Origin of the sequence: Chryseobacterium sp. Bi04 (assembly GCF_918698085.1) — a bacterium.
Classification (GTDB): domain Bacteria; phylum Bacteroidota; class Bacteroidia; order Flavobacteriales; family Weeksellaceae; genus Chryseobacterium.
Genome location: NZ_CAKKLP010000003.1, coordinates 244,075 through 264,945, shown reverse-complemented (window position 1 = coordinate 264,945; position 20,871 = coordinate 244,075). Strand labels below are relative to the sequence as shown.

At 35.2% G+C, this 20,871-nt stretch carries 22 protein-coding genes and 1 pseudogene; 1 reads left to right on the top strand and 22 read right to left on the bottom strand.

The features are described from left to right. Positions 1 to 10: 10 nt before the first annotated feature. Both LQV47_RS07485 and LQV47_RS07480 read right to left on the bottom strand, forming a co-directional pair. Entirely contained in the window at positions 11 to 514 is a 504-nt protein-coding gene (locus tag LQV47_RS07485) for a YbaY family lipoprotein (protein ID WP_230035463.1), read from the bottom strand. A 90-nt stretch (positions 515 to 604) separates the two neighbouring features. Next, positions 605 to 961 carry an MmcQ/YjbR family DNA-binding protein gene (locus LQV47_RS07480; RefSeq protein ID WP_230035461.1) on the bottom strand — a complete coding sequence of 119 codons (357 nt, stop codon included), beginning with the start codon at positions 959 to 961 and terminating at the stop codon, positions 605 to 607. 171 nt (positions 962 to 1,132) lie between these two features. Between LQV47_RS07480 and LQV47_RS07475 the strand changes: the two genes are divergently transcribed. After that, positions 1,133 to 1,792 carry an NAD(P)H-binding protein gene (locus LQV47_RS07475; RefSeq protein WP_230035459.1) on the top strand — a complete coding sequence of 220 codons (660 nt, stop codon included), beginning with the start codon at positions 1,133 to 1,135 and terminating at the stop codon, positions 1,790 to 1,792. Positions 1,793 to 1,947: 155 nt separating this feature from the next. On the opposite strand, the gene LQV47_RS07470 is transcribed toward LQV47_RS07475, so the two are convergent. The 20 genes and pseudogenes from LQV47_RS07470 to LQV47_RS07375 all read right to left on the bottom strand — a co-directional run bounded on the left by LQV47_RS07470 (position 1,948) and on the right by LQV47_RS07375 (position 20,794). Further along, on the bottom strand, positions 1,948 to 2,523 hold the full coding sequence (locus LQV47_RS07470; RefSeq protein WP_230035457.1) for a glutathione peroxidase: 576 nt from the start codon (positions 2,521 to 2,523) through the stop codon (positions 1,948 to 1,950). A 36-nt stretch (positions 2,524 to 2,559) separates the two neighbouring features. Then, the gene (locus LQV47_RS07465) at positions 2,560 to 3,222 is read right to left on the bottom strand and encodes an outer membrane lipoprotein-sorting protein (protein ID WP_230035455.1); all 663 of its coding nucleotides are present in this window, start codon (positions 3,220 to 3,222) and stop codon (positions 2,560 to 2,562) included. A 146-nt stretch (positions 3,223 to 3,368) separates the two neighbouring features. After that, positions 3,369 to 4,091: a 3-deoxy-manno-octulosonate cytidylyltransferase gene (kdsB, locus tag LQV47_RS07460; RefSeq protein ID WP_230035453.1), complete on the bottom strand. Its 723-nt coding sequence runs from the start codon at positions 4,089 to 4,091 to the stop codon at positions 3,369 to 3,371. Between the two features lie 138 nt (positions 4,092 to 4,229). After that, positions 4,230 to 4,934: a phosphatase PAP2 family protein gene (locus LQV47_RS07455; protein ID WP_230035452.1), complete on the bottom strand. Its 705-nt coding sequence runs from the start codon at positions 4,932 to 4,934 to the stop codon at positions 4,230 to 4,232. An 11-nt stretch (positions 4,935 to 4,945) separates the two neighbouring features. Next, positions 4,946 to 5,293 carry a hypothetical protein gene (locus LQV47_RS07450; RefSeq protein WP_230035450.1) on the bottom strand — a complete coding sequence of 116 codons (348 nt, stop codon included), beginning with the start codon at positions 5,291 to 5,293 and terminating at the stop codon, positions 4,946 to 4,948. Between the two features lie 46 nt (positions 5,294 to 5,339). Then, positions 5,340 to 5,930 carry a hypothetical protein gene (locus LQV47_RS07445; RefSeq protein ID WP_230035448.1) on the bottom strand — a complete coding sequence of 197 codons (591 nt, stop codon included), beginning with the start codon at positions 5,928 to 5,930 and terminating at the stop codon, positions 5,340 to 5,342. A gap of 119 nt (positions 5,931 to 6,049) precedes the next feature. After that, positions 6,050 to 6,406: pseudogene (locus LQV47_RS07440) on the bottom strand (four helix bundle protein). Positions 6,407 to 6,437: 31 nt separating this feature from the next. Beyond that, the gene (locus tag LQV47_RS07435; RefSeq protein ID WP_230035446.1) at positions 6,438 to 7,691 is read right to left on the bottom strand and encodes an aminotransferase class I/II-fold pyridoxal phosphate-dependent enzyme; all 1,254 of its coding nucleotides are present in this window, start codon (positions 7,689 to 7,691) and stop codon (positions 6,438 to 6,440) included. Between the two features lie 27 nt (positions 7,692 to 7,718). Then, a complete protein-coding gene (locus LQV47_RS07430; protein ID WP_230035444.1) occupies positions 7,719 to 8,615 on the bottom strand; it encodes a hypothetical protein in 897 nt (298 codons plus the stop codon). 17 nt (positions 8,616 to 8,632) lie between these two features. Beyond that, entirely contained in the window at positions 8,633 to 10,348 is a 1,716-nt protein-coding gene (locus LQV47_RS07425; protein ID WP_230035442.1) for a phospho-sugar mutase, read from the bottom strand. A 195-nt stretch (positions 10,349 to 10,543) separates the two neighbouring features. Next, complete coding sequence (locus tag LQV47_RS07420) at positions 10,544 to 10,900, bottom strand: four helix bundle protein (protein WP_230035440.1); 357 nt, start codon at positions 10,898 to 10,900, stop codon at positions 10,544 to 10,546. A 187-nt stretch (positions 10,901 to 11,087) separates the two neighbouring features. Next, complete coding sequence (locus LQV47_RS07415) at positions 11,088 to 11,789, bottom strand: DUF2807 domain-containing protein (protein ID WP_230035438.1); 702 nt, start codon at positions 11,787 to 11,789, stop codon at positions 11,088 to 11,090. A 208-nt stretch (positions 11,790 to 11,997) separates the two neighbouring features. Next, positions 11,998 to 12,378 (bottom strand): hypothetical protein, encoded by a 381-nt coding sequence (locus tag LQV47_RS07410; protein ID WP_230035436.1) that lies wholly within the window; start codon positions 12,376 to 12,378, stop codon positions 11,998 to 12,000. Positions 12,379 to 12,457: 79 nt separating this feature from the next. Beyond that, entirely contained in the window at positions 12,458 to 13,441 is a 984-nt protein-coding gene (locus LQV47_RS07405) for a DUF2931 family protein (RefSeq protein WP_230035434.1), read from the bottom strand. A 147-nt stretch (positions 13,442 to 13,588) separates the two neighbouring features. Continuing rightward, positions 13,589 to 15,904, bottom strand: a complete 2,316-nt coding sequence (locus LQV47_RS07400; protein ID WP_230035432.1) for a DUF2235 domain-containing protein — start codon at positions 15,902 to 15,904, stop codon at positions 13,589 to 13,591. A gap of 103 nt (positions 15,905 to 16,007) precedes the next feature. Then, the gene (locus LQV47_RS07395) at positions 16,008 to 16,703 is read right to left on the bottom strand and encodes a hypothetical protein (protein WP_230035430.1); all 696 of its coding nucleotides are present in this window, start codon (positions 16,701 to 16,703) and stop codon (positions 16,008 to 16,010) included. Beyond that, the gene (locus tag LQV47_RS22550; protein ID WP_354960492.1) at positions 16,687 to 17,880 is read right to left on the bottom strand and encodes a DUF4280 domain-containing protein; all 1,194 of its coding nucleotides are present in this window, start codon (positions 17,878 to 17,880) and stop codon (positions 16,687 to 16,689) included. The genes LQV47_RS07395 and LQV47_RS22550 overlap by 17 nt, the downstream gene beginning before the upstream one ends. A 252-nt stretch (positions 17,881 to 18,132) precedes the next feature. Next, positions 18,133 to 19,104, bottom strand: coding sequence for a hypothetical protein (locus LQV47_RS07385; protein WP_230035428.1), 972 nt, complete (start codon positions 19,102 to 19,104; stop codon positions 18,133 to 18,135). 126 nt (positions 19,105 to 19,230) lie between these two features. Further along, entirely contained in the window at positions 19,231 to 20,181 is a 951-nt protein-coding gene (locus tag LQV47_RS07380) for a glycosyltransferase family 2 protein (RefSeq protein WP_230035426.1), read from the bottom strand. Between the two features lie 16 nt (positions 20,182 to 20,197). Next, positions 20,198 to 20,794 carry a DUF4199 domain-containing protein gene (locus LQV47_RS07375; RefSeq protein WP_230035424.1) on the bottom strand — a complete coding sequence of 199 codons (597 nt, stop codon included), beginning with the start codon at positions 20,792 to 20,794 and terminating at the stop codon, positions 20,198 to 20,200. Between the last annotated feature and the right edge of the window lie 77 nt (positions 20,795 to 20,871).

The following is a 20,871-nucleotide window of genomic DNA, read 5'->3' as shown; positions in this document are numbered from 1 at the left end:
TCAATAGATTTTATTTTAGTATTTTTAAATAGACCTTTTGTAGTTCACCATTCAATTTTACATTGGGGAATTCTTTATCATGGTCTATATAGATATCTCTTTTTTCACCTGCTTTGCCATTTCCGTCAGAATCCCATTCTATTGAGACATAATATTTCATACTTCCTGCAGCTTTGGGATCAATGCGGCTTGCAGCATCTTTAGGTACGGGCAGATCAATCGTAAAAGGAACTGATGTTTGCTCGTATTCTTTTTCTGTAATTAATGTAGCCGGAGCATCAGCTAACAGCGGATCATGACCATATAAACTCACCTTCAATTTTGGGTTTTTAATAGTAAAATTATCCGTACCTGTAAATTCTAGTTTTAAATTTTCCTGATTATCAGATGGATTTGATTCTTCAGATTTTGCCTCAGTATTCTCAGAAAGAGGTTTTTTATCACTCTTATTACAACTGAATAGTGTAACGGATAATACTCCTGCAGTCATTAGTAATGTAAGATTTTTTCTCATTTAAATTTATTTTGTGAATTATTTTTAACTATAGGAAACAGGCAACAAAACGCATGCCTTAAAAGCGCATAAAACACCCTATTTTTCATCTCATAAAGACTCATTAATTACATTCTGAGCCTTCTTTGTTAAAGATTTAAATACCAGTTCATAAGACTGATCGATCAGTTTCAGTATAAGATCTCTCTTTAATCCATCTACTAAAACAGAATTCCAGTGAGTTTTATTCATATGATAAGCCCCTGTAATCTGAGGATATTGCTCACGAAGCTCTGCACTCCATTCAGGATCTGTTTTTACATTAATGGACAACGGCTGTCTTTCGAGGCCCATCAGCAGAAACATTTTAGTATCTACTTTTAGCACAAGGGTTTCATTATCAAATGGAAAGCTTTCCGTAACAGCTTTTTTAGCAAGGCAATAATCTAAAATTTCGTTGGCATTCATGGGAGTTATAGGTATTGGATGTCGATGTCTAGCAAAGATCTTTTAATCTTTTAATCTTTTAATCTTTTAATCTTTTAATCTTTTAATCTTTTAATCTTTTAATCTTTTAATCTTTAATTCAAATTTAGTAAATTTAAGAAAGAAAATATCACTACATCAAACCCCATTGTTATGAAAGCTTTAGTAATCGGTGCTACAGGCGCTACAGGAAAGGATTTAGTCAATCAGTTACTTAATGATAAAGATTTTGAGGAAGTGGATATTTTTGTAAGAAAACCTGTTGATATTCAGAATGAGCGGCTAAAAGTTCATGTTGTTAACTTTGAAAAGCCTGAAGAGTGGCAGGATATGGTAAAAGGTGATGTAGCATTTTCCTGTCTGGGAACTACTTTAAAAGATGCCGGAAGCAAGGAAGCGCAGAAGAAAGTTGATTTTGATTATCAGTATAATTTTGCAAAAATAGCTAAAGCAAATGAAGTGGAAGATTATATTCTGGTCTCTGCTTATGGTGCCAGTCCAACATCTAAAATTTTCTATTCCAAAATGAAAGGTGAGCTTGAAGAAGCTGTAAAACAACTGCATTTCAATAAAATAACTATTTTTAAACCCGGTATGCTTGAAAGAAAAGATTCTGAAAGAACGGGAGAAGTTTTAGGAAGCCGTATTATCAAGTTCGCGAATAAACTTGGATTATTGGAAAGCCAGAAGCCCTTACCTACAAATATTTTAGCAAAAGCAATGATTAATTCTTCCAAAATAAAAAGCAACGGCTACTCCAGCATAAAGCTTGGGAATATTTTCTGCTTTGCAGAAAAGGTGGTAGAAAGTTAGCGGTTGATAACTGAGAGGTAAGGTTTATTTTAAAACATCCATTAAAAAAATTTGCCATACACCATCACAAGTTTGCAGGATCTGTTAGCTTATTATTAATAAATAAAAAAGTGGATCCCAACATCCACTTTTTTCAATATACAATTTATTTTTTTTTATTTCAGATACTTTGTAATAGCATCATCCGTAGGTTTTGTAGTACTTACAAAAGTGTCTATCAACTTTCCATTTTCATCAACTAAGAATTTTGTAAAGTTCCAAAGAATGCTTGTATTTTTCACTCCGTTTAATTCTTTCTCTGTTAAATATTTAAAGATAGGCGCCGTATCATCTCCTTTTACAGAAACTTTTGCTGCCAATGGGAAAGTTACTCCATAATTTTTCTGACAGAAAGCTCCTATTTCCGTATTAGTACCCGGCTCCTGACCTCCAAAATTATTGGCAGGAAAACCTACTATTACCAATTTATCTTTGTACTGCTCATATACTTTTTCCAGATCTGCATACTGTGGAGTAAAGCCACATTCTGAGGCTGTATTGACAATAAGGATTTTCTTGCCTTTAAAATCTGCAAAGTTGATTTCTTTGCCATCAAGGCTTTCTACTTTGAAGTCATATATTGTTTTTCCCATAAGTTCTTTGGTTTTAGCTTGAGACAGTTCGCTTTTTTGATTCGTGCAGCTTTGCAGAAATGCTATAAAAGAAAGCATTAGTAAAAAAATATTTTTCATTTTTTATAGATTTTTTTGCAGCTAAACTGCGTTAATTTAAAACTTAAAAATATTGGCAGGAAAGACTTTGTTGATATCAATTTTATTAAGTAACATCACATAATCTCCGTCTTTTTTAGAACTTGAAGATTCTATTCTGAATGGCATTGTAAGGTTTCCTACTCTTTTATAATCGGAATATACCATTGTTTCATCTTTTTTTACTTCTTTTAAAAGCATATAAGTTTTTGCATCAAAATAGTACATATTCTTATTGACATTCTTTGTAAGCTCAACTTTATGACAGTAGATCTCTCCTACTTTTTCTTTCCCCAGGTATTTAGCATCGAAACCTTTGCTTTCCCAATCAATGAAATCATTATCAAAACTTTCAGAAACATATTCAGGATATTCCTGAAGTTTATTGGTAGCATAGTTCATTGCATACCCTTTATTTCCGTCAAACCCTTCAATGGCAGTATCTTTTCCATTAATGGTAATCACTGTTTTGGTAAGGTTTGGGCGTTGTTGATAAATTTTTATCGCATATTCATCTTTAATTCCCAAAACTACTTTTCCCTGAAGCAACACTGAGTTTAAAAGTTTCCAATTGGTTAATCCTCCGGACAATTCAATGTTTTTATCTATAATTTCTTTTGCGGTCTGTGCAAAAGAAAAATGCGAGAATATCAGGGCAAATACAAAAAGTAATTTCTTCATTAATTTTATTTATAAATTCAAATATAAGGGGATTTGGCCGAAAAAACAAGAAGCCTAATAAAGCAGAGAAAGTGAATCAGCTCAGTGGTAATTCACTAACCTACCGGTTTTGTTTATTCATTTTCAAATGGCTCGATTCTCAAATTTTAAATTAATTTTCTCGCTTTTTCCAGATCTTCAGGAGTATCAATGCCTACTCCAATGAAGTTGGTTTCTATCATCTTGATCTTCATTCCGTATTCAAGATAACGGATACATTCAATTTTTTCTGATATTTCAAGAGGCTTCATCTCCAGTTTTGAAAACTGCAGCAACGCTTCTTTCCGAAATGCATACACTCCGATATGTTTAAAATAATCTACGTGATAAGAAATTTCTCTGTGAAAAGGAATTACAGAGCGGCTGAAATACAAAGCAAAACCCTTATTATCAGTAATTACTTTTACATTATTGGGATTTTCAATTTCCTCTTTTTCCAGTAATTTTATTTTTAAGGATGCTAATGAGATTTCATGTTGATTATCATTTTTAAAGACCTCGATCAATTGTTGTAAAGGTTCCAGTTTTAGGAAAGGTTCATCACCCTGGACATTGATTACAATATCGCAATCAATATTCTGTACTGCTTCTGCAATACGGTCACTTCCCGTCTCATGTGGCCCTGTCATCACAGCTTTTCCTCCATTTGTTACAATTTCATCAAGGATAGTTTCAGAATCCGTAGCAACAAATACCTCATCAAACAGACCTGTCTCCACAACATTCTGATAGGTTGTTGTAATAACGGTTTTCTCTCCTAAATTCTGCATTAATTTTCCCGGAAAGCGGCTTGCTTCATATCGGGCAGGAATGACAGCGATTATTTTCATTAAGTAAACAATTAAGTATTAGTAAGAAGTTACGATCTCCCTTCTCAAGGAGGAAGAATAATAGTTTATATTCTGATCAAAAATAATAAAAAACTTTCTTATGGCACTATTTTTATGCAATAACTCAGCTTTATTGAATCAAAAAGAAACTTTCACTCCTACTATATTATATTCCCATTGGCGGGATGCAAGAAAATCGAGTTTATATCTGGTCTGTTTAGCATGAGGGTCTGAAACAGTGAACCTGCTTCTTGAAATCGTTTTTCCTATGAAATACCCCATCAATAAGGCTAAAGGATAGTCTGAAGCCCAGTGAACCTTACTCTGCATCATTTGAAAACATAATGCTCCTGCTAATGTATAACCTACAGGCTTTATCCATTTTGCATCGGGATAATTGTCCGCAATAACCGTTAACCCGGCCATAAATGTCGTTAAATGCCCGGATGGCATTGCATCATAGCTTGAAGTATTTTTTCCAAATGCTGAAAAGCTTGGAAAAGGATTCCAGGCACCTCCTTTATTGCCATTTGCTTCTGCTATAAAGGGGCTTTCTCTTCCGGTAACTCTTTTGATCGTTTGGGTAAAGACTCCTGAGAGAATTAAACTTTCCATTAACCCGCTTGCCGTAGCCTGAGCCCGGTAATCATTTTTGATTACACCATAGACTCCAAAACCAATCCCGGCTAATACTACCGTAGACCCATTTCCTATCAGGTATAAGGTAGATCCAATATCTTTAGGAATTTTAAAAACACCCCCTACTTTGCTGTAGGTATTATCTTCACTCATCCCCCATTTCCCGGCAATTTCTCTCGAATTATCCGTTAATTTCTGATCCACAGGTATCAGAATCAGGGTTGCTGCAAGTGCCCCCCTAAATAATAGGCATGATCTTTTGCGACAAAGTCTTTATTGGTATTGATAAAGTTTCGGGGTAATTTGGTTACAAAATCCAGCAGTTTAGGCTTTGGATAGGTTCTGACAGAACCGTCTTTTAAAGTATACGTTTGAACTTTTAGCTGTTCTTCAGGTAATTCCTGAATTTTTAAAGTATCAACCTCTTGTGAGCACACCCATATTGACGCTGGTAATAGCAGAAATCTCAGTTTTTTCATCCTTGTTTTTTTCAGGCCTATTTTATTCTTATAAAGCCCCTCAAAGGTAATTCCAAGTTCATTCCATTCAACATGTTTATTCAATTTTTAATATTTATTTAATTTTTTTGCATAAAAATAATAATCGTTATTAGTTCATGTATTTAATCAAATAAATAATTCCGTACATCCAAAAGACGTACAGAAAAGAGTAGAAAAAACCGAATCCAAAACTTTTTAATATATCCCCTTTACATTTCCCTGAGTTCTTAAATACCTGACGTAAAGCACGAAAGAAAATCCAATATAACATAGCCGTAAAAAAAAGCAATGCAGACCAAAAGAAGAGTCCAACAAAATAGGAAAGAAATACAAGGACAATGGAAAATACAATCCATAAGACAATAGAAAGTATAGCTCCTCCTATTCCATCACCTACAGAAGGCGGATCAAATTCAAAACCGTCAAATGTCGGAGTCTTATCAGAGTATCGTTTTAATCTTTCTTTGTTTAAGATACTTCCAACATTGTCTTTTAATTTCAACCCATAATACAGCCCCAAGCTGATAAACAGGAAAAATGATCCTGCCAAAATTGAAGTTGAGAGTATAGAGTTTTGAAACAAAGAACGGTGAGAACTTTTTCCCGAAAACCAAACACATGCAATTACCAGACTGATAATAGTCAGTGTTGAATAAAACAAAATCTTACTTTCAAGAAAAGTTTTTCTGGGAAGCTTCATAGTAACTGCGTTGGTAAAAAAAACTTCAACTCTGCGCAGTGTGACATTGCTAATACTTAATACTAATTTTAACTATGCTACACTGACAGAGTCGAAGGAATTATTTTTTGAGTTATGAGTTATGAATTTTTACTTTTTGTTGTCAATATAATACTTCGTATTATTTTTAAAATTTCTGAAGCCTGGTTTCTTACATCTTCAAATTCTTCTTTAGAAATATACTCTGTAGTAAATAAGAGCTCCAGCCAATATATTGTTTCATCACATTCCTTTTGAGAAATGGAGAGTTTGTGAACAAAATCTCTTTTACTCTAACCATTCAAGGCCTCTCTGACATTTGCTCCGACAGAAGTTCCTGAGCGTAATATTTGTTTAGAAAGAACAAATTCTTTTTTATCCGCAACAAGCTTTTTATAAACTGCAATAATATTTACAGCCAGATCAAAGCTCTTTTTCCCAACAATACTTTCACTCATAACTCATAACTCATAACTCATAACTTAAAACTTATTTTAAAGCATTCAAAGCAGCCTCCAGTTTCGGAAGCATCACTTTAATTTCATCAATGGCAAGTCCTCCTACAGAAGCACGGAACCAAGGTTCAGATTTTTCTTCTCCGAAGGCTGAGAATGGCACCAAAGCAACTCCTGCATCATTGATTAAGTAGAATACAAGATCAGAAGAGTTTTCAATAACTTCTCCATCCGGTTTTGTTTTTCCGATATAATCTAATTTAATGGTAAGATAAAGTGCTCCCATCGGCTCAATACTGTCTACAGCCAGTCCTTTTCCTTTTAAATCCTGGATTCCCCCATGAAGAACTTTTAAGCTGTTTTCAAGCTTCCCTTTGAAATCTTCCACAAAAACATTTACATTTTCCGGGTTTTCATAGAATTTAGCGGTCGCTTCCTGTTCTGGTTTTGGTGCCCAGGCTCCCACGTGCGTAAGAAGCGCTTTCATTTTATCAATAATATGAGCTGGCCCAAATCCCCATCCCACACGTACTCCTGTTGCAGCCAGGCATTTGGAGATACCATCAATATAGATTGTATATTCTTTCAGTTCCGGGAAAAGAGAAACCGGATCTACGTGCTCAGCTCCAAAAGTAAGGTTAGAATAGATTTGGTCATACATCAGGTATAACGGTTTTTCATCTGCTCCTCTCTTTTTGTTTTCAGCAATCACCAATTCACAGATTTCTGAAAGCTGCTCTTTTGTAAACATCGTTCCTGTAGGGTTTAATGGCGAGCAAAGTGCCAGTAAAACGGCTCCATCCAAATGAGGTTTTAAATCCTCTGCAGTAGGCAGGAAATTGGTCTCAGGTTTTGTTTTCACTTCCACAGCATTGGCTGAAGTAAGGTATGCGTAATGGTTGTTGTTCCATGATGGAGTTGGATATACAATTTTATCACCTTCATCTACAATGGTTTTGTAAACAGCATAGATCAAAGGTCTTGAACCTGCTGTGATCAAAATATCATTGGGTGCATAATCCAGATTCCATCTTGTTTTTAAATCTTTGGATACTTCTTTTCTTAAAGATAAAAGTCCGTTTGCAGGTGGATAATTTGTCAGATTATTCTGATAGGCTTTCTGAATTTCTTCCTTCAGCAATGCTGGAATAGGATAGATATTAGAATTCAGGTCACCAATAGTAAGATTGGCAATTTCTGCTCCCTTTGCTTTTAGATCATTTACTTCGTTACCAATTTTTACAATTTCAGAACCGATCAGGTTCGCTGCTAATTTTGAAACTTTCACTTTATATTTATTTAAAATTTACTAATATTATCTTCTCAGATTAATTTTCTCTCCTATTTGATCCACAGGTATATGGGCATCAAAAGCGGCTATTAGTTCTTTAGTTTTTTTTGCGGTATTGGAATTTGGATATTTTTTGATAAGTGCATTATATGCTTCTCTTTTATCATCATAAATTTTTCCTTCCTCGCTATCATATATCCGGTCACTGTCCATTCCCAGAAGATAATCCAGCAAGTAGTTGTGATAATTATCTTTTGCTTTCTTTATCAGTGGGCTTTGGGAATATTTATTTATAAAATTCTCCCACTCGATCAATCGGCCTCCCAATTCTTCCCAGGTAATCAAAAGTCCACCGTTCACGGCATAATTTTCCTTATTATCTTTTGCCATCTGTGAGATGTAGGCGGCATAATCAGGTGTTACCTTATTCTTGAAAACAGACTCATAATATCCGGGCAATGAATGAATTTCCGTAAGTCCTTCTCCCATTTCCCTAAATTCAAGGCCTACCTTACTAAATTCGGCAGCCATTTTCTTTATATTATCCGGCAGATTATAGGTATCCGGTCCTGTATGATAATCAATATACTTGTCGAGTATCTCAGTTTGAGAATCATTAAAACATTCCGTGTATTTGTCTCTGATTTTCACATAATCTTCATACACTTTATTGTTCTGCTCCGGACTGTTTCCTGCAATTTCTTTGTCTATTTTAGTACGATACCATTGCAAAGCTGTAATATAATCCTCAGTCTTATTTTCTGAAGAACATGCTGTATCAATTGGTTTATACTGATCTTCCGGGGTTTCTTTTTTTGCAATTGAATCGTTTACCGGCTTTATGTCAGAAACTGCAGTCTCTTTTTTACAGGAAACTACAGCTGCCGACACTAAGCAAACTGCTATAATTTTTCTTATCATTTGCTGTCAATGGGATATTAATCCAGTTTTAAATCTGTTTTAACAGCTCCAATTTTGGCTTCTAATGATGTTAATTTGTCTCTGAAATCTGCTTCAGAAGTAACAGAATCTTTTACTGAAACATAAAACTTGATCTTCGGTTCTGTACCTGAAGGTCTTACGCAGACTTTTGTTCCATCCTGTGTGTAATAGATCAGTACATTAGACTTCGGAATATCATTCATAACCGTTTTTTCGTTCTTTAAAACATTAAAACTGGTCTGCTCCTTAAAGTCTTTTACCTCTTCCACTAATGAACCTGCCAATTCTTTTGGAGGGTTTTCACGGAAGTTTTTCATCATATTCTGAATCTCTTCAGCTCCTTCTTTTCCTTTTCTTACAATGTTTACCAACCCTTCATAGTACATTCCAAGATCCTGATAGATCTCAATCATATATTGGTACATTGTTTTTCCATTCGCTTTACACCATGCAGCAATTTCACAAGCCACAAGGATACTTCCGCAAGAGTCTTTATCACGTACAAAGTCTCCCGTCATAAAGCCAAAGCTTTCTTCCCCTCCGCATACAAATTTTTGTATTCCTTCAGCTTCACGGATCATTTTTCCAATCCATTTGAATCCTGTAAGGCCTGCTTTGCATTCTACACCAAACTTCTGAGCGATGTCAAAGAAGATATCTGAAGTCACAATGGTAGATCCAATGAACTCTTTTCCGGTAATTCTTCCCTGTTTTCTCCATTCATTTAAGATATAGTAAGTAAGGATCGTATTGGTTTGATTTCCGTTCAGTAACTGCATTTCACCGTCAAGGTTTCTAACGGCAATTCCAAGTCTGTCACCATCAGGGTCTGTTCCAATCACAATATCAGCGTTGGTAATTCTTGCAAGATCCATAGCCATTTCCAACGCAGCCGGCTCTTCCGGGTTTGGAGAATCCACTGTTGGGAAATTGGGGCTTGGGATCATCTGCTCTTTAACAAGATCTATTTTTTTAAATCCTGCTTTTTCCAAAGCTTTAGGAACCGTTGTATAAGTTGTTCCGTGGATAGAAGTGAAAACAATATTTAAATTTTCTTTTCCCACGTTCTGATAGGTAGAGTTTTCAATACATGCATCGATATACACATCATCCTGCTCCTCTCCGATCCATTCGATCAGATCATCATTTCCGTTGAATTTAATCTCTTCAAATTTTACAGAGTATACTTCATTGATAATAGCTTCGTCATGTGGCGGAACAATCTGTGCTCCGTCATTCCAGTATACTTTATACCCATTATATTCTGGTGGGTTATGAGATGCTGTCAACACAATTCCCCCATTACATTTTTTATCACGAACAGTAAAAGATAATTCCGGAGTAGGCCTGTGGTCTTTAAAAAGCAGGACTTTAATTCCATTGGCAGTCAAAACATCAGCAACCAGTTTTCCGAACTCTTTTGAATTGTGACGAACATCATAAGCAATCGCCACTTTAATTTCCTCTCCCTTGAACTGCTTCAGCATATAGTTGGCAAGCCCTTGTGTAGCCTGTCCCAATGTATATTTATTTAAGCGGTTGGTTCCTACTCCCATGATGCCACGCATCCCTCCTGTTCCAAATTCCAGCTCTCTGTAAAAAGAATCTTCAAGATCAGGCGAATTGCCTTCAATCAGTAATTGTACCGCATCTCTTGTTTCTTTGTCGAACGTATCATTTAACCAAAGTTGTGCTTTTTCTACTGTTGTCATATTTATGTCTAATTTTTTTAAGCTGGAAGTAGGAAGCTGGAGGCAGGAAGTTATATTGTGCCTCGCTTCAAAATTCTGGCTTTGTTTTTATTTATTTTATTTTTTATTCTTAAAACTTGGAAGAAAATGTTCAATTTGTAAAATATGGATTATGAAAACTAATATAACTCCTATCCTCTAAGCTTCCAACCTATTCTATTCTTTTATCTGATTCCTAAAAGCCACAATCTGATTCATCAAATTATAACTTTCATGATATAATTTATTAAATTCTTCTTCTGTAATATATTCTCTATTTTTTGCTTTATATAAACAGGTGACTGTTTCTGCTAAAGATCGAATTGAGTATCCTAAAAATTTTTTAAACTCTAATTTTGATTGCAAAATACTTCCCTCTGAAATATTCAGTGCAATCGAATCGGAAGCTCGTCTTATTTGTGAAGTTAAATTAAACATTTCATCCTTTGGAAATCTTTGAGAAATTTTAAAAATAAACTCTCCAAAATCCATAGATTTCTGCCAAATTATTAACTTTTCAAATTTAAAACTCATATTCCATTTAAAGCTGGAAGAGGGAAGCTGGAGGCAGGAAGTTATATTGTGCCTCGCTTCAAAATTCTGGCTTTGTTTTTATTTATTTTATTTTTTATGTCTGAAGGAAAAATTTTCAATTCGGAAAACAAGAAGTTAAAAAAAACATCATTACTCCCATCTTCCAGCTTCTGCCCTCCAGCTACAATTACTCTAATTTTTTATTCTCAACTTTTGTTGTCTTATCAATTTTAAAAGCTCTGATCGGATCATTGTAATAGACCAATTTTGCTGTATTCTGCACATGTCCTTTTAAAGAATCTTTTACATTTACTTCAGCATAATTTCCATTTTTAGAATCAATATTCAGATTGGTAATTTTCCAGTAAGGGGCAATTAAACTTGCTGTATCTGAAATTTTAATCACCGCTTCTTTGGTTAATCCTAAAAAGTTGGCTCTGCTTCTGTTATGCATTTCCACTTCAGCCCTTCTTGTATTAACAGATCCCATAAAGGAAGCATTGTTTTTCATGCTAAGTCTGAAATTATCCGTTTTTATTTCACTTGAAATATTCATTTCTACAGAGTCTGAAACAGCTACTTTTTCAAGATTGTATTTTGAATAAATGGTTACATTATAAAAATCTACGCCTTTTGTTCCTCTTTTCTCTTTGATACTAAGTGTTTTGTCGTTTACATCCACATCAAGATTATTGGCCACATTGGGATAGGTTTCTATTTCCACAAAATTTTTCGGGCCTCTGGCATAAAACACCCTGAATTTTCCTTCCAAATCCAGATTTACAAACTCTGAAACCTCCACATCTTTCTTCTCAATATTTCCTTTTGGAGAAACTTTCCCACAGGAAACCACTGCTACCAGCATCAATGTGTACAATACTTTCTTCATATTTATTTTTAAAATATTCTATATATTAATGGTAATGATCAGGCACGATCATTTCTTACTGAATTTCCTGAGGCTATTTTTCATACCGGTTCAGGAACTCGCAATAATATTATGTAACAAAAATAGGATTAAAATTTTTAAAAAACTTTGTCATTTGACAATAAAATACCTGATAATTTTCAATTTTTCCGACTTTTTTGGAGCCAACCTATTCTTTATACCTTTTTGTATTCAGTTTTTTATAAAACCAGGTTTTAGGATTTTTAGTCATTGAGAACAAAAGCAGATAATCACGGCTTATATAAGTAATCTTCATCTGCACTGTATCTTTTAAGTCATTATATTTCATTTTCAATATATTATTCTCCTTTTGATAGATTCCGCTATCATCCATTGAAGAAAAAGACCTGTCTTTGTGAAAAGTAAGAACCGCTGTTTTGTATTGGGAAATTTTTCCTTTTTGAATCAATGTACTTATCTGTTGTTTTTCTCCATCATATACATCAGCAAATTGCCATGAACCAATGAGTTGGTTAGACGAACAGGAAAATAGGAGAAAGAAAACGGAAAGAAGTCTCAACTTTGTCATTGTGATTATTAATTTCTGCAAAAATAAAAATACCTCAGAAAATTTCTAAGGTATTGTTTTGTTTATATTCAGATTATACTTAGCCTCCCCAGATTTCAACGATCTTCACTTTTTCCAGCTGAATCTTTTCACCATCACATTCCGCATAAAGCTTAATATCCTTATACATAAAGGTGGGTACCAAGACAATATCTATAGGCTTACCTGGATGTTTTTCTTTGAAATTTTCAAATATTCTCATCAGCTCTGTATCATCAAATCCAATTTCTGCACTATATTTCTGCATCATAAAAGTAACATTGTAAGGAATGGCATCTTTTTTATAAATCTCGGCTGCTTTTGCCCCTATTAAATATTCTGATTCGCCATTATAATTCAGGCGGTAGACCTGATCAAAAGTATCTTTTCCATCATATGGATGAAGCCTGAAACGGTAATTGTACTTCTCCCTGTATTTGTCCCATAAACCATACGGGATTCCGTTTTTTGCAATTTCAGTTTTCATGCTGTCAGGAACATTTATTGAATATTTCTTTTCAAAAAATTGTTCTTGAGTTTCATCATATTGTGGATGGGGTCTAAATTTATTTTTATCTACAGTGATTTCCTTAGCCTGCAAACGACAAACCTCTCTGCGGTGATGGTTCCCTGACAGCCACACGATCACAACACCACCAGGAGCTGCTCCAATCGTAATTCCGTCATAGGTACTCTCTTCCCAAGGAAAGTCACCATTGCCATCCGGATTTCCCTGTATCATAAAACCTTCCCTAAACAATTGAAGCATCTTCTCTTTGGGTAAATCAGCATCTACCCGCCAAAACTTTTTCTCTGCATAACTTACATAGGTAAGATCCATATGTGATGGAATTGTACTGCCTCCCTGACCTGCTTCAGCCCCATCATACTGCCAGCTCCCTGTCGTAACTCCTGCTTTAGGAACACCACAAATCAGCTCCTTTTTATCATCTGTTAATGTTCCGATATGTACCTCCACAGGATATTCCTTCGGTGCGGTCATCGTTACCCTATAAGAAAACTTTTCTTGTTGGCTGTTTTTCATGTTTAGCATATCATTTTTTTTGCATGCCTGCAGTAGGAATATACTGCAAAACATACAGAGCATATATATTTTCATTTATTTAATTTTCTTCCATTTTTTTTTCTTAACCCTGAGCTTATCTGATCATTCCTGAAATAAGAAAATTCATTAATATACCGTCCGCTTTCGTTTGCCATTTACAATATTAGGATAATTTTTCTGGGTAACAAGATCAGATCCCGACTGCCCATAAGTAGCATTCCAATGAAGGTAATGATTTCTCAGGAACTTGATTTCCCTGTTCTTTTTATCCGCTTCCGCATCATTACACTTTTGACCTTCCAGCTGGCGCTGCTGCCATTCCATAACCGCTCTTCTGTCACCTGTGGCATGTACAACCGGAGGCTCTTTATACGCTTCCGGCTCTATAAATACTAAGGGAGGCCCTCCGTTAAAGGTATAATTTTTCAGCTTCTCCTTAATCCCTTCTAAAAATGCAGTATTACCGGGAATCCAATTGTTTTGAAATCTATAATCATCAGTTACTCCATCTTCTTTAATAGGTATACGCTTTTTGGTGCAAAATTCCGTCATCAGATGCAATGGAATAAAGCTGTACTGGTTGCTGAGCTTTCTCTCCCCTTCCAGCCTGTAATTGTTAACATTAAGCCTGTAAAAAGGATCTTTCTTAATACTGAGCTCCCCCGGCAGAAACCACCCCTGCCTGATAAGTTCTTCAGAAAGAGGATATAGAGATTCCTTCACAATAGTTGCATCAATTCTCTTCGGATTATCTGTCCACCCTTCCACATAAGCACCCCCTACATCGCAATGCACCCCGGGATAATGCAGCTCAATTCCTCCTTTTTTACTGCTGTCAGGTGGCGTTTTGGCTACAGAAGAAATATCGACCAGGCTGAAATTAGCCCGGTGCTCATCTGCCGCGACCATATGTACTACATAATCTGCCCTGTTGACATCATTCAGCCCAAGATCTCCAGAGTCATTCGACTGGAATAATCCGTGATGGGGTACCGTATCATAAATCCCTACAAACCGGATCTGTACTTTTGCCTGTTCGTCCATCAATCCCGCTTCAGTGAGCAATTGTCCCAGATACCCAAAGGCAGGCATCATTCTATTGGCGTAAGAGTCTGCTACATTGTATCCAAATTTATCCTTAACAATAAAGCCCTCCTTCCAGGCTGTGGTATGTGCTCCGTAACTCCCCTGTGTCACTACATGTACAAAGTGCCTGGCTGCCGCAGCTCCCCGGCTAAAGCCAAAAACATCAAATGTCACAGTCCCTATCACCTGATTGTTTTTATTAATATTCTTTAAGATTGTTGTGGCAACGTCTCCGATCGATTTTCTTACCCGATCCATAATTCCGGCAGATCCCATTCCAAAAGCAGGTCCCATCATCAGGTCATCTCCTCTATAATCACCTATACCTAATACATCTCCATAGTGTTTAGGAGCTGTATTGGTTCCCATCCCTTCAGTATAAATTTTAAAAATGGTTTTTGAATCTATAATATAGTTCTTAAATATGATCGCAGGATTAGAAAGGTCATTTTCGAAACTGGTCTCTCCTTTGGATGGATCATCATCCACAGCTCCTCCTTTTTTCTTATAGATTTTTTTGGCTTCAATATCGCTTATTCCGGATGCTTCTGCTTTCTTTACTTCTTCCTCCGTTACCTTTTGCCTTAGCTCCGTATTGTACATATTATTCAATGTACCATCCAGAAAAACTCCAAATGTATAGTTAACAGCTCTTTTTTTAGTTTTTACTTTAACTTCATTTTTACCTACCACTACAGGATTATTCGTAGGTTTTGGCTGATCAATATGTGTTTTCAGTTCGTTTTCTACCACCAGCTGTGTTTTCTCTTCCGCCTGGTCTATATGGTTTTTATATTCTATTTTTATATAGTATTCATGTTCACTTTCGTTTACCCAATCAGAATCATTCAGCTTTTTTTGGTATAAACTCAGCTGGTTAAAATATAAATAGGCATATCCCCTTTCGTTTATGGCGCTGCTTGTATAAGTATCCATGGCACGGTCTCCGGTAGAATCATCTTCATAAACAGAAATTTTGAGGGTATCCCTTTTAGGAATATTGGCTGTTTTTATGCTAAGTTTTATTTTATCCAGATAACCTACTTTCCGTTTTCCAATGGCTCTTCCATTAAAATCCTGCCATTCTACAGATACTATTTTAGGGCGGTCTGCAAGAATGGTAAGATCAATAGAATAGGCATTCGGCCTGCCATTTTGTATAGCTACCGCAGTAAGCTTTACAGTTTTTCCAGCCAGGCTGATATTGAACTTAAAAACTCCGTTGGTATTTGTTGCCAACACTTTGCCACCATATTCTATTCTCCACTCTTTTGCATTTATTTTCTTGCCTTCTGAAGATAGCGAATAGGAGCAGCCTGTACCGGCAATTGGACGTGTATCTCCTGTAATAACCATAGTAATCCAGTTTTAATTAGTTTTCATCTTTGTTTTTATTTCTTGTTGAATACAATATACGTAAACAATGAACTTGTTCATCATTTACCTCTATTCTATACAATTATTTTTGATTCCTCACAGAATAAGCATCTTCATAAGAATTCACGGAGGTATTATCTTTCACAGAAGTAATTATTTTTTTAATTTTTTTATTGTCGTAATAATAGTTTCTTTTATAATTAAAAGCAGCATCCTCATACTTCCCCTGCACTTCAATTTCTTCTAATCCGTCTTTGCCTTTTTTTATTTTGGCTGATGTTATTGTTGAGCTTTCAGGTAAATAGGGAAGTCCATTATTTTTTGGGAAAATAAAATCACAGCCACTATATCCTTCTTTTGTTGATTTGCAATTTTCTTTAATTATACTTTCAATTTCCAAGTCTTTCTTTGTAAAATTAAAATTACTTACAGGAACTTCATCCATTGATAACAGATTTCCTGATACAATAATATCTGAAAGACTCGTATAGTAATTAATGTATCTAATGCTTCCTCCAGCTACTCTTTTTTTCTGTTTTTCATCATAGTTAAATTCTTTTACAATCAAATCGTCTTTATTACGGTTAAATATTATGGAATCATTCTTAAAAGAACTACCATACACTCTTGCATATTCAATGTGATCAGGATGAAAATAATACGTTGACAGGATCTCATTATTGCTTAAATGAATTACTCTATAATCATGTTTTTGAGATTTACAGCCGAGGTAAAAAAAGAACACGATAAAAAAATACAGACTATTTCTTTTTTTCATTAGGTTTCTTTTTTCTGTTTTTTAATTCTTTCCAAAAAATAGTTCCTAAATACACTGCTCTTGATTCCAGAGCAATAGTATCCTCAGTAGCGTATTTATTATTAGGATTTTTGCCCGGAGTATATTTTTCCTTGGGGGCATTAAAGGTAGCGCCTAATCTTTCTACACGCGTTTGCCATTTGGTATGATGTTCATCTGAGATTATCCATCCCATTGTATTCATATGAATTTCAAATTTTCCTGTTGAATATCTATCATCATCTGCTGAAAAAGCAGCCTGTTCTGCACCATCCCACATCGTAGCCCCATTACTGGGATCTTCATTTGTTGTCAATGAGCGGATGATTGCTGCCACCGCCAGCTGCATTTTTGTTTCATTTCTTTTTTCAATTTTTGTATTTCTGAATAAAACAGCCTGCTTACTATTTATTCCATAAGCAACCTTATTGATTTTATGCACAGAGGCTATTGCAAGCATTTCTGAAGCAAGCTCATCTTCAATACCAATATTACCTCTGTATGCTGAACTTTCGCCATATATAGTGGATGCTTTCTCTACAAACTTTTCATTTGAAATAAATGTCTCTTTCTCTTTTAATAAATTGGTTCCAACATTAATTCCTGACCATTTTTTATCTGCCTCCACCTTATCATATTCCTTCTGAGTAGTTAAATATATTTTAGTACTCTTTTCTAATCCGCCCAGGTACAGCCCTTCTTTAGTATAATAGATATATTCTGTATTATCCTCTTCCAAAGGCAGCAGCTGCGCTGCCACTTCCGGTCGTACATTATCTACATTTTGCTGATTGGGTTCTGCAGTTTGTCCATGAAATATAATTTCTATGCTGGGAGTTCCACTTACAGCGCAGGTAGCTTTACTGTCCTCAAGGAGAGCTTTTCCGCCATTATCTTCTATTGTGATATTTTCATAGTAGCCATCCCATTTTGTAACAGAAGGGGTGCAGGGATTATTATTCATTTTGGCACAGCTTCCGAAAGTATTTTTCTCAAAAGTTGCTCCAATGTCTACGTGGGTGGCCATTAATTTATCACTGCCGTCTTTATCGTTAATGTAGCGTTTACTCTGGGTTTTTACCATAAGCTTATCCGGGGCTGTTCCGAACTGGCACTTACAGATTGCTCCCTGGCAAACCAAATGTTTTTCACTCATCATTTTTTGTGTTTTAATGTTTTTTGTTCTGCTGTCTCTTTAATGCAGGGAAATATTAGCTTTATGAGGGATTTTTCTACCTTAATTTCTTTCACTATACTGCAAAGAATTCATTTTCAAAAACGGATTATTTTCTGTAAAAGTAATGTCTGACCAGCCAGCTGATTCAGATTTATGGTAGAATAGATTAAGCCTGCCAAAGGCTTCAGGGGACGAAAAGTGCCTGCATATTAATATTTTTTATGAGTTGGTAAATCAAAGATAAGCTTCCTGACGATATATTTCAATATAAATTTTAATTTCTTGATTATCATAGAATGTTGATAATGTTCCCGTTACCGAAAACACATTCCGGGATTCTTTATCCAGTTGGTAGTCAAGCTCTATTTTTCCTTTATCTTCATCCAGACTTATTTCGTCATAGCATTGATCTCCTTTAACCTGAATAACAATTCTTCCGCTGTCTGAAAAAGTTCTTTGCAATGAAAAAACAGTATCATAATAAACCATTTCCCCAAAAGAAGGAAAATAAAAATTCAAGCGTTCTTCTTTCTGATAATCAGGATATGAATCATAAAGAGGAATAAAGAATATGGGATAAAATACATTACGCTGTAAACTTCCCACCCCGTTCTCAATATTTTCGTAAAAATAGTCATATGTTGTAATAAGCCCTTCTGCTGTTTCCCCCACATAATACTGTTGAATTCTTGGACGGTATATTTCATTCCATCGGGTTTGTATATCTTCAGCATTTTCAATCCGATCTGGTTTTCCTTTCTTGTTCAAAGACATATGTATCGGGTATAATGCTTTTCCAGCAGTTTCCATGATTTTCTCAACCATCAGATCCACTTCGTTATTATTTACCTGTAATTTCTGCCGGAAAATGGAAACCTTACGATCGCCAAACCTTTGAATATCAATAAGATAATCTATATTTAATTCTTGTGATTGTTGTGTGATCAGAACGCCATATTTAAGCATTTCAGATGCCTCGGGAACATCAATACGGGAAACCGGGAGTTGTTTTTCCTTCCATTTCTTGTATTTTTCTTTGGGAATATAAATACTGTTAATGTACTTGGGAAGTCTTTCCGGAAGCAGCTCATGCAGTGCACAGTTCCGGTTGTGAAATGAGATCAGTTCATTTTTAGAAATATCATATTCTTTTGAGAGAGAGTCAATATCTACCAAGTCCCTGATCTCTATTTTAATGCCGTCCATTGTTTTTATAATTTTTTCATCATTACGAATATCAGAAAATAAATTAATGAAATCAAAAAAAATACTCCTGAAAAGCATATTGCTCTTCAGGAGTATTAATATATTGGTCGTTCTTGTTGAAATATTTTAAATCACATCATCAATATTATAATTCTTATGCTCACGGTTGGTTCTGATAATCATTTCTCCTAAGAACCCTGCAACAAACAGCAATGTTCCCATGATCATCATCGTTAACGCAATATAGAACCACGGATTATTGGTAATTAAATGCCCATAAATTCCTCTGGCCACATCAATAAGTTTTGAAACTCCCAGCCACAATGCTGAAAGAAAACCGAAAATGAACATTACCGTTCCTACGGCGCCAAAGAAATGCATAGGTCTTCCTCCAAAACGGCTTACAAACCAAAGGGTTACCAGATCCAGGAAACCTCTGATAAATCTTTCTGTACCAAATTTGGAAGTTCCGTAAGGTCTTGCCTGATGTTTTACTTCTTTTTCTGTAATTCTCCGGAATCCTGCATTGGCAGCCAATACCGGAATATAACGGTGCATATCTCCATATACGTCGATAGATTTTACCACCTGTCTTTTGTAGGCTTTCAAACCACAATTGAAATCATGAAGTTCAACTCCGGAAACTTTTCTTGCTGCTGCATTAAACAGTTTCGATGGGATATTTTTTGTCATCACATTATCAAAACGCTTCTTCTTCCACCCGGAAACAATGTCATAATTATCATTAATTATCATATTGTAGAGTTCCGGAATTTCTTCGGGAAAGTCCTGTAAATCTGCATCCATGGTGATCACCACATCTCCGTTTGTTCTTTCAAAGGCAGCATGAAGCGCCTGTGATTTTCCGTAATTTCTGGAAAATTTAATAGCGTGGATCTGAGGATACTGTACTTTTAAATTCTCAATAATGCTCCACGATAAATCCGTACTTCCATCATCTACAAACCAGATCTCATAAGATAGATTACCGGTTGTGCAGACCTTATCAATTCTTGAAAAAAGCTCTTCCAGAGAGTCTTCTTCGTTCAGTAACGGAATAACTATAGATAAATTCATTTAATTTTTAATAAAATTAGGCTTGATTTGTTTCTTCTGGCTGAATTGTTTTTGTTCTGAAAAACGCCCCGAAAAACACCGACAAAACTACGTAAAATATAAGAATTGCTGCAAAATATCCTGAAAAATGACTTGCGGTAAGCATATCTTTTCCTTTTACAGCCTCCGGGGTGAAGCTTTGTGACCTCTCTTTGTATTTCTGATCCAGCTCATCAATGTCCTTTTGATGTTTTAAAATCTTTCTCGCAGAAGTATATTCTGTATCCAATTCTGATTTTTGTCTTTGAACATATTGGTAATTTAACAGCTTTTTAGCATCCGTATCTGCAAAATTTAAGAAAGCATAAATACTGAAAATAGAAAGAATTCCTCCGATAAACATCGGAACAAATGCTCTCTTAAAAGCTTCTCTAAAACCCAGTTTATGGTTGTTCCAGTATGATTTTACAGACCAGAATGCTGTAGCAGCATAGATAACAGGCAACACGAAAGCATTGACTTTCAGTGAAGTATCAAAATAATTGATGCCTGAGAAAAATGAATACACTACAAAGAAAATGATCATTGTAGCAATAAAAAGTATAATTCCTAATGTTGATGGACTTTTCGTCATATTTAATTTTTTAAGAAAAAAGTTGAAAAATTATTCTCCTAGATTTCAGCTGTTTAGCGCTATCACTGCATTTTTTC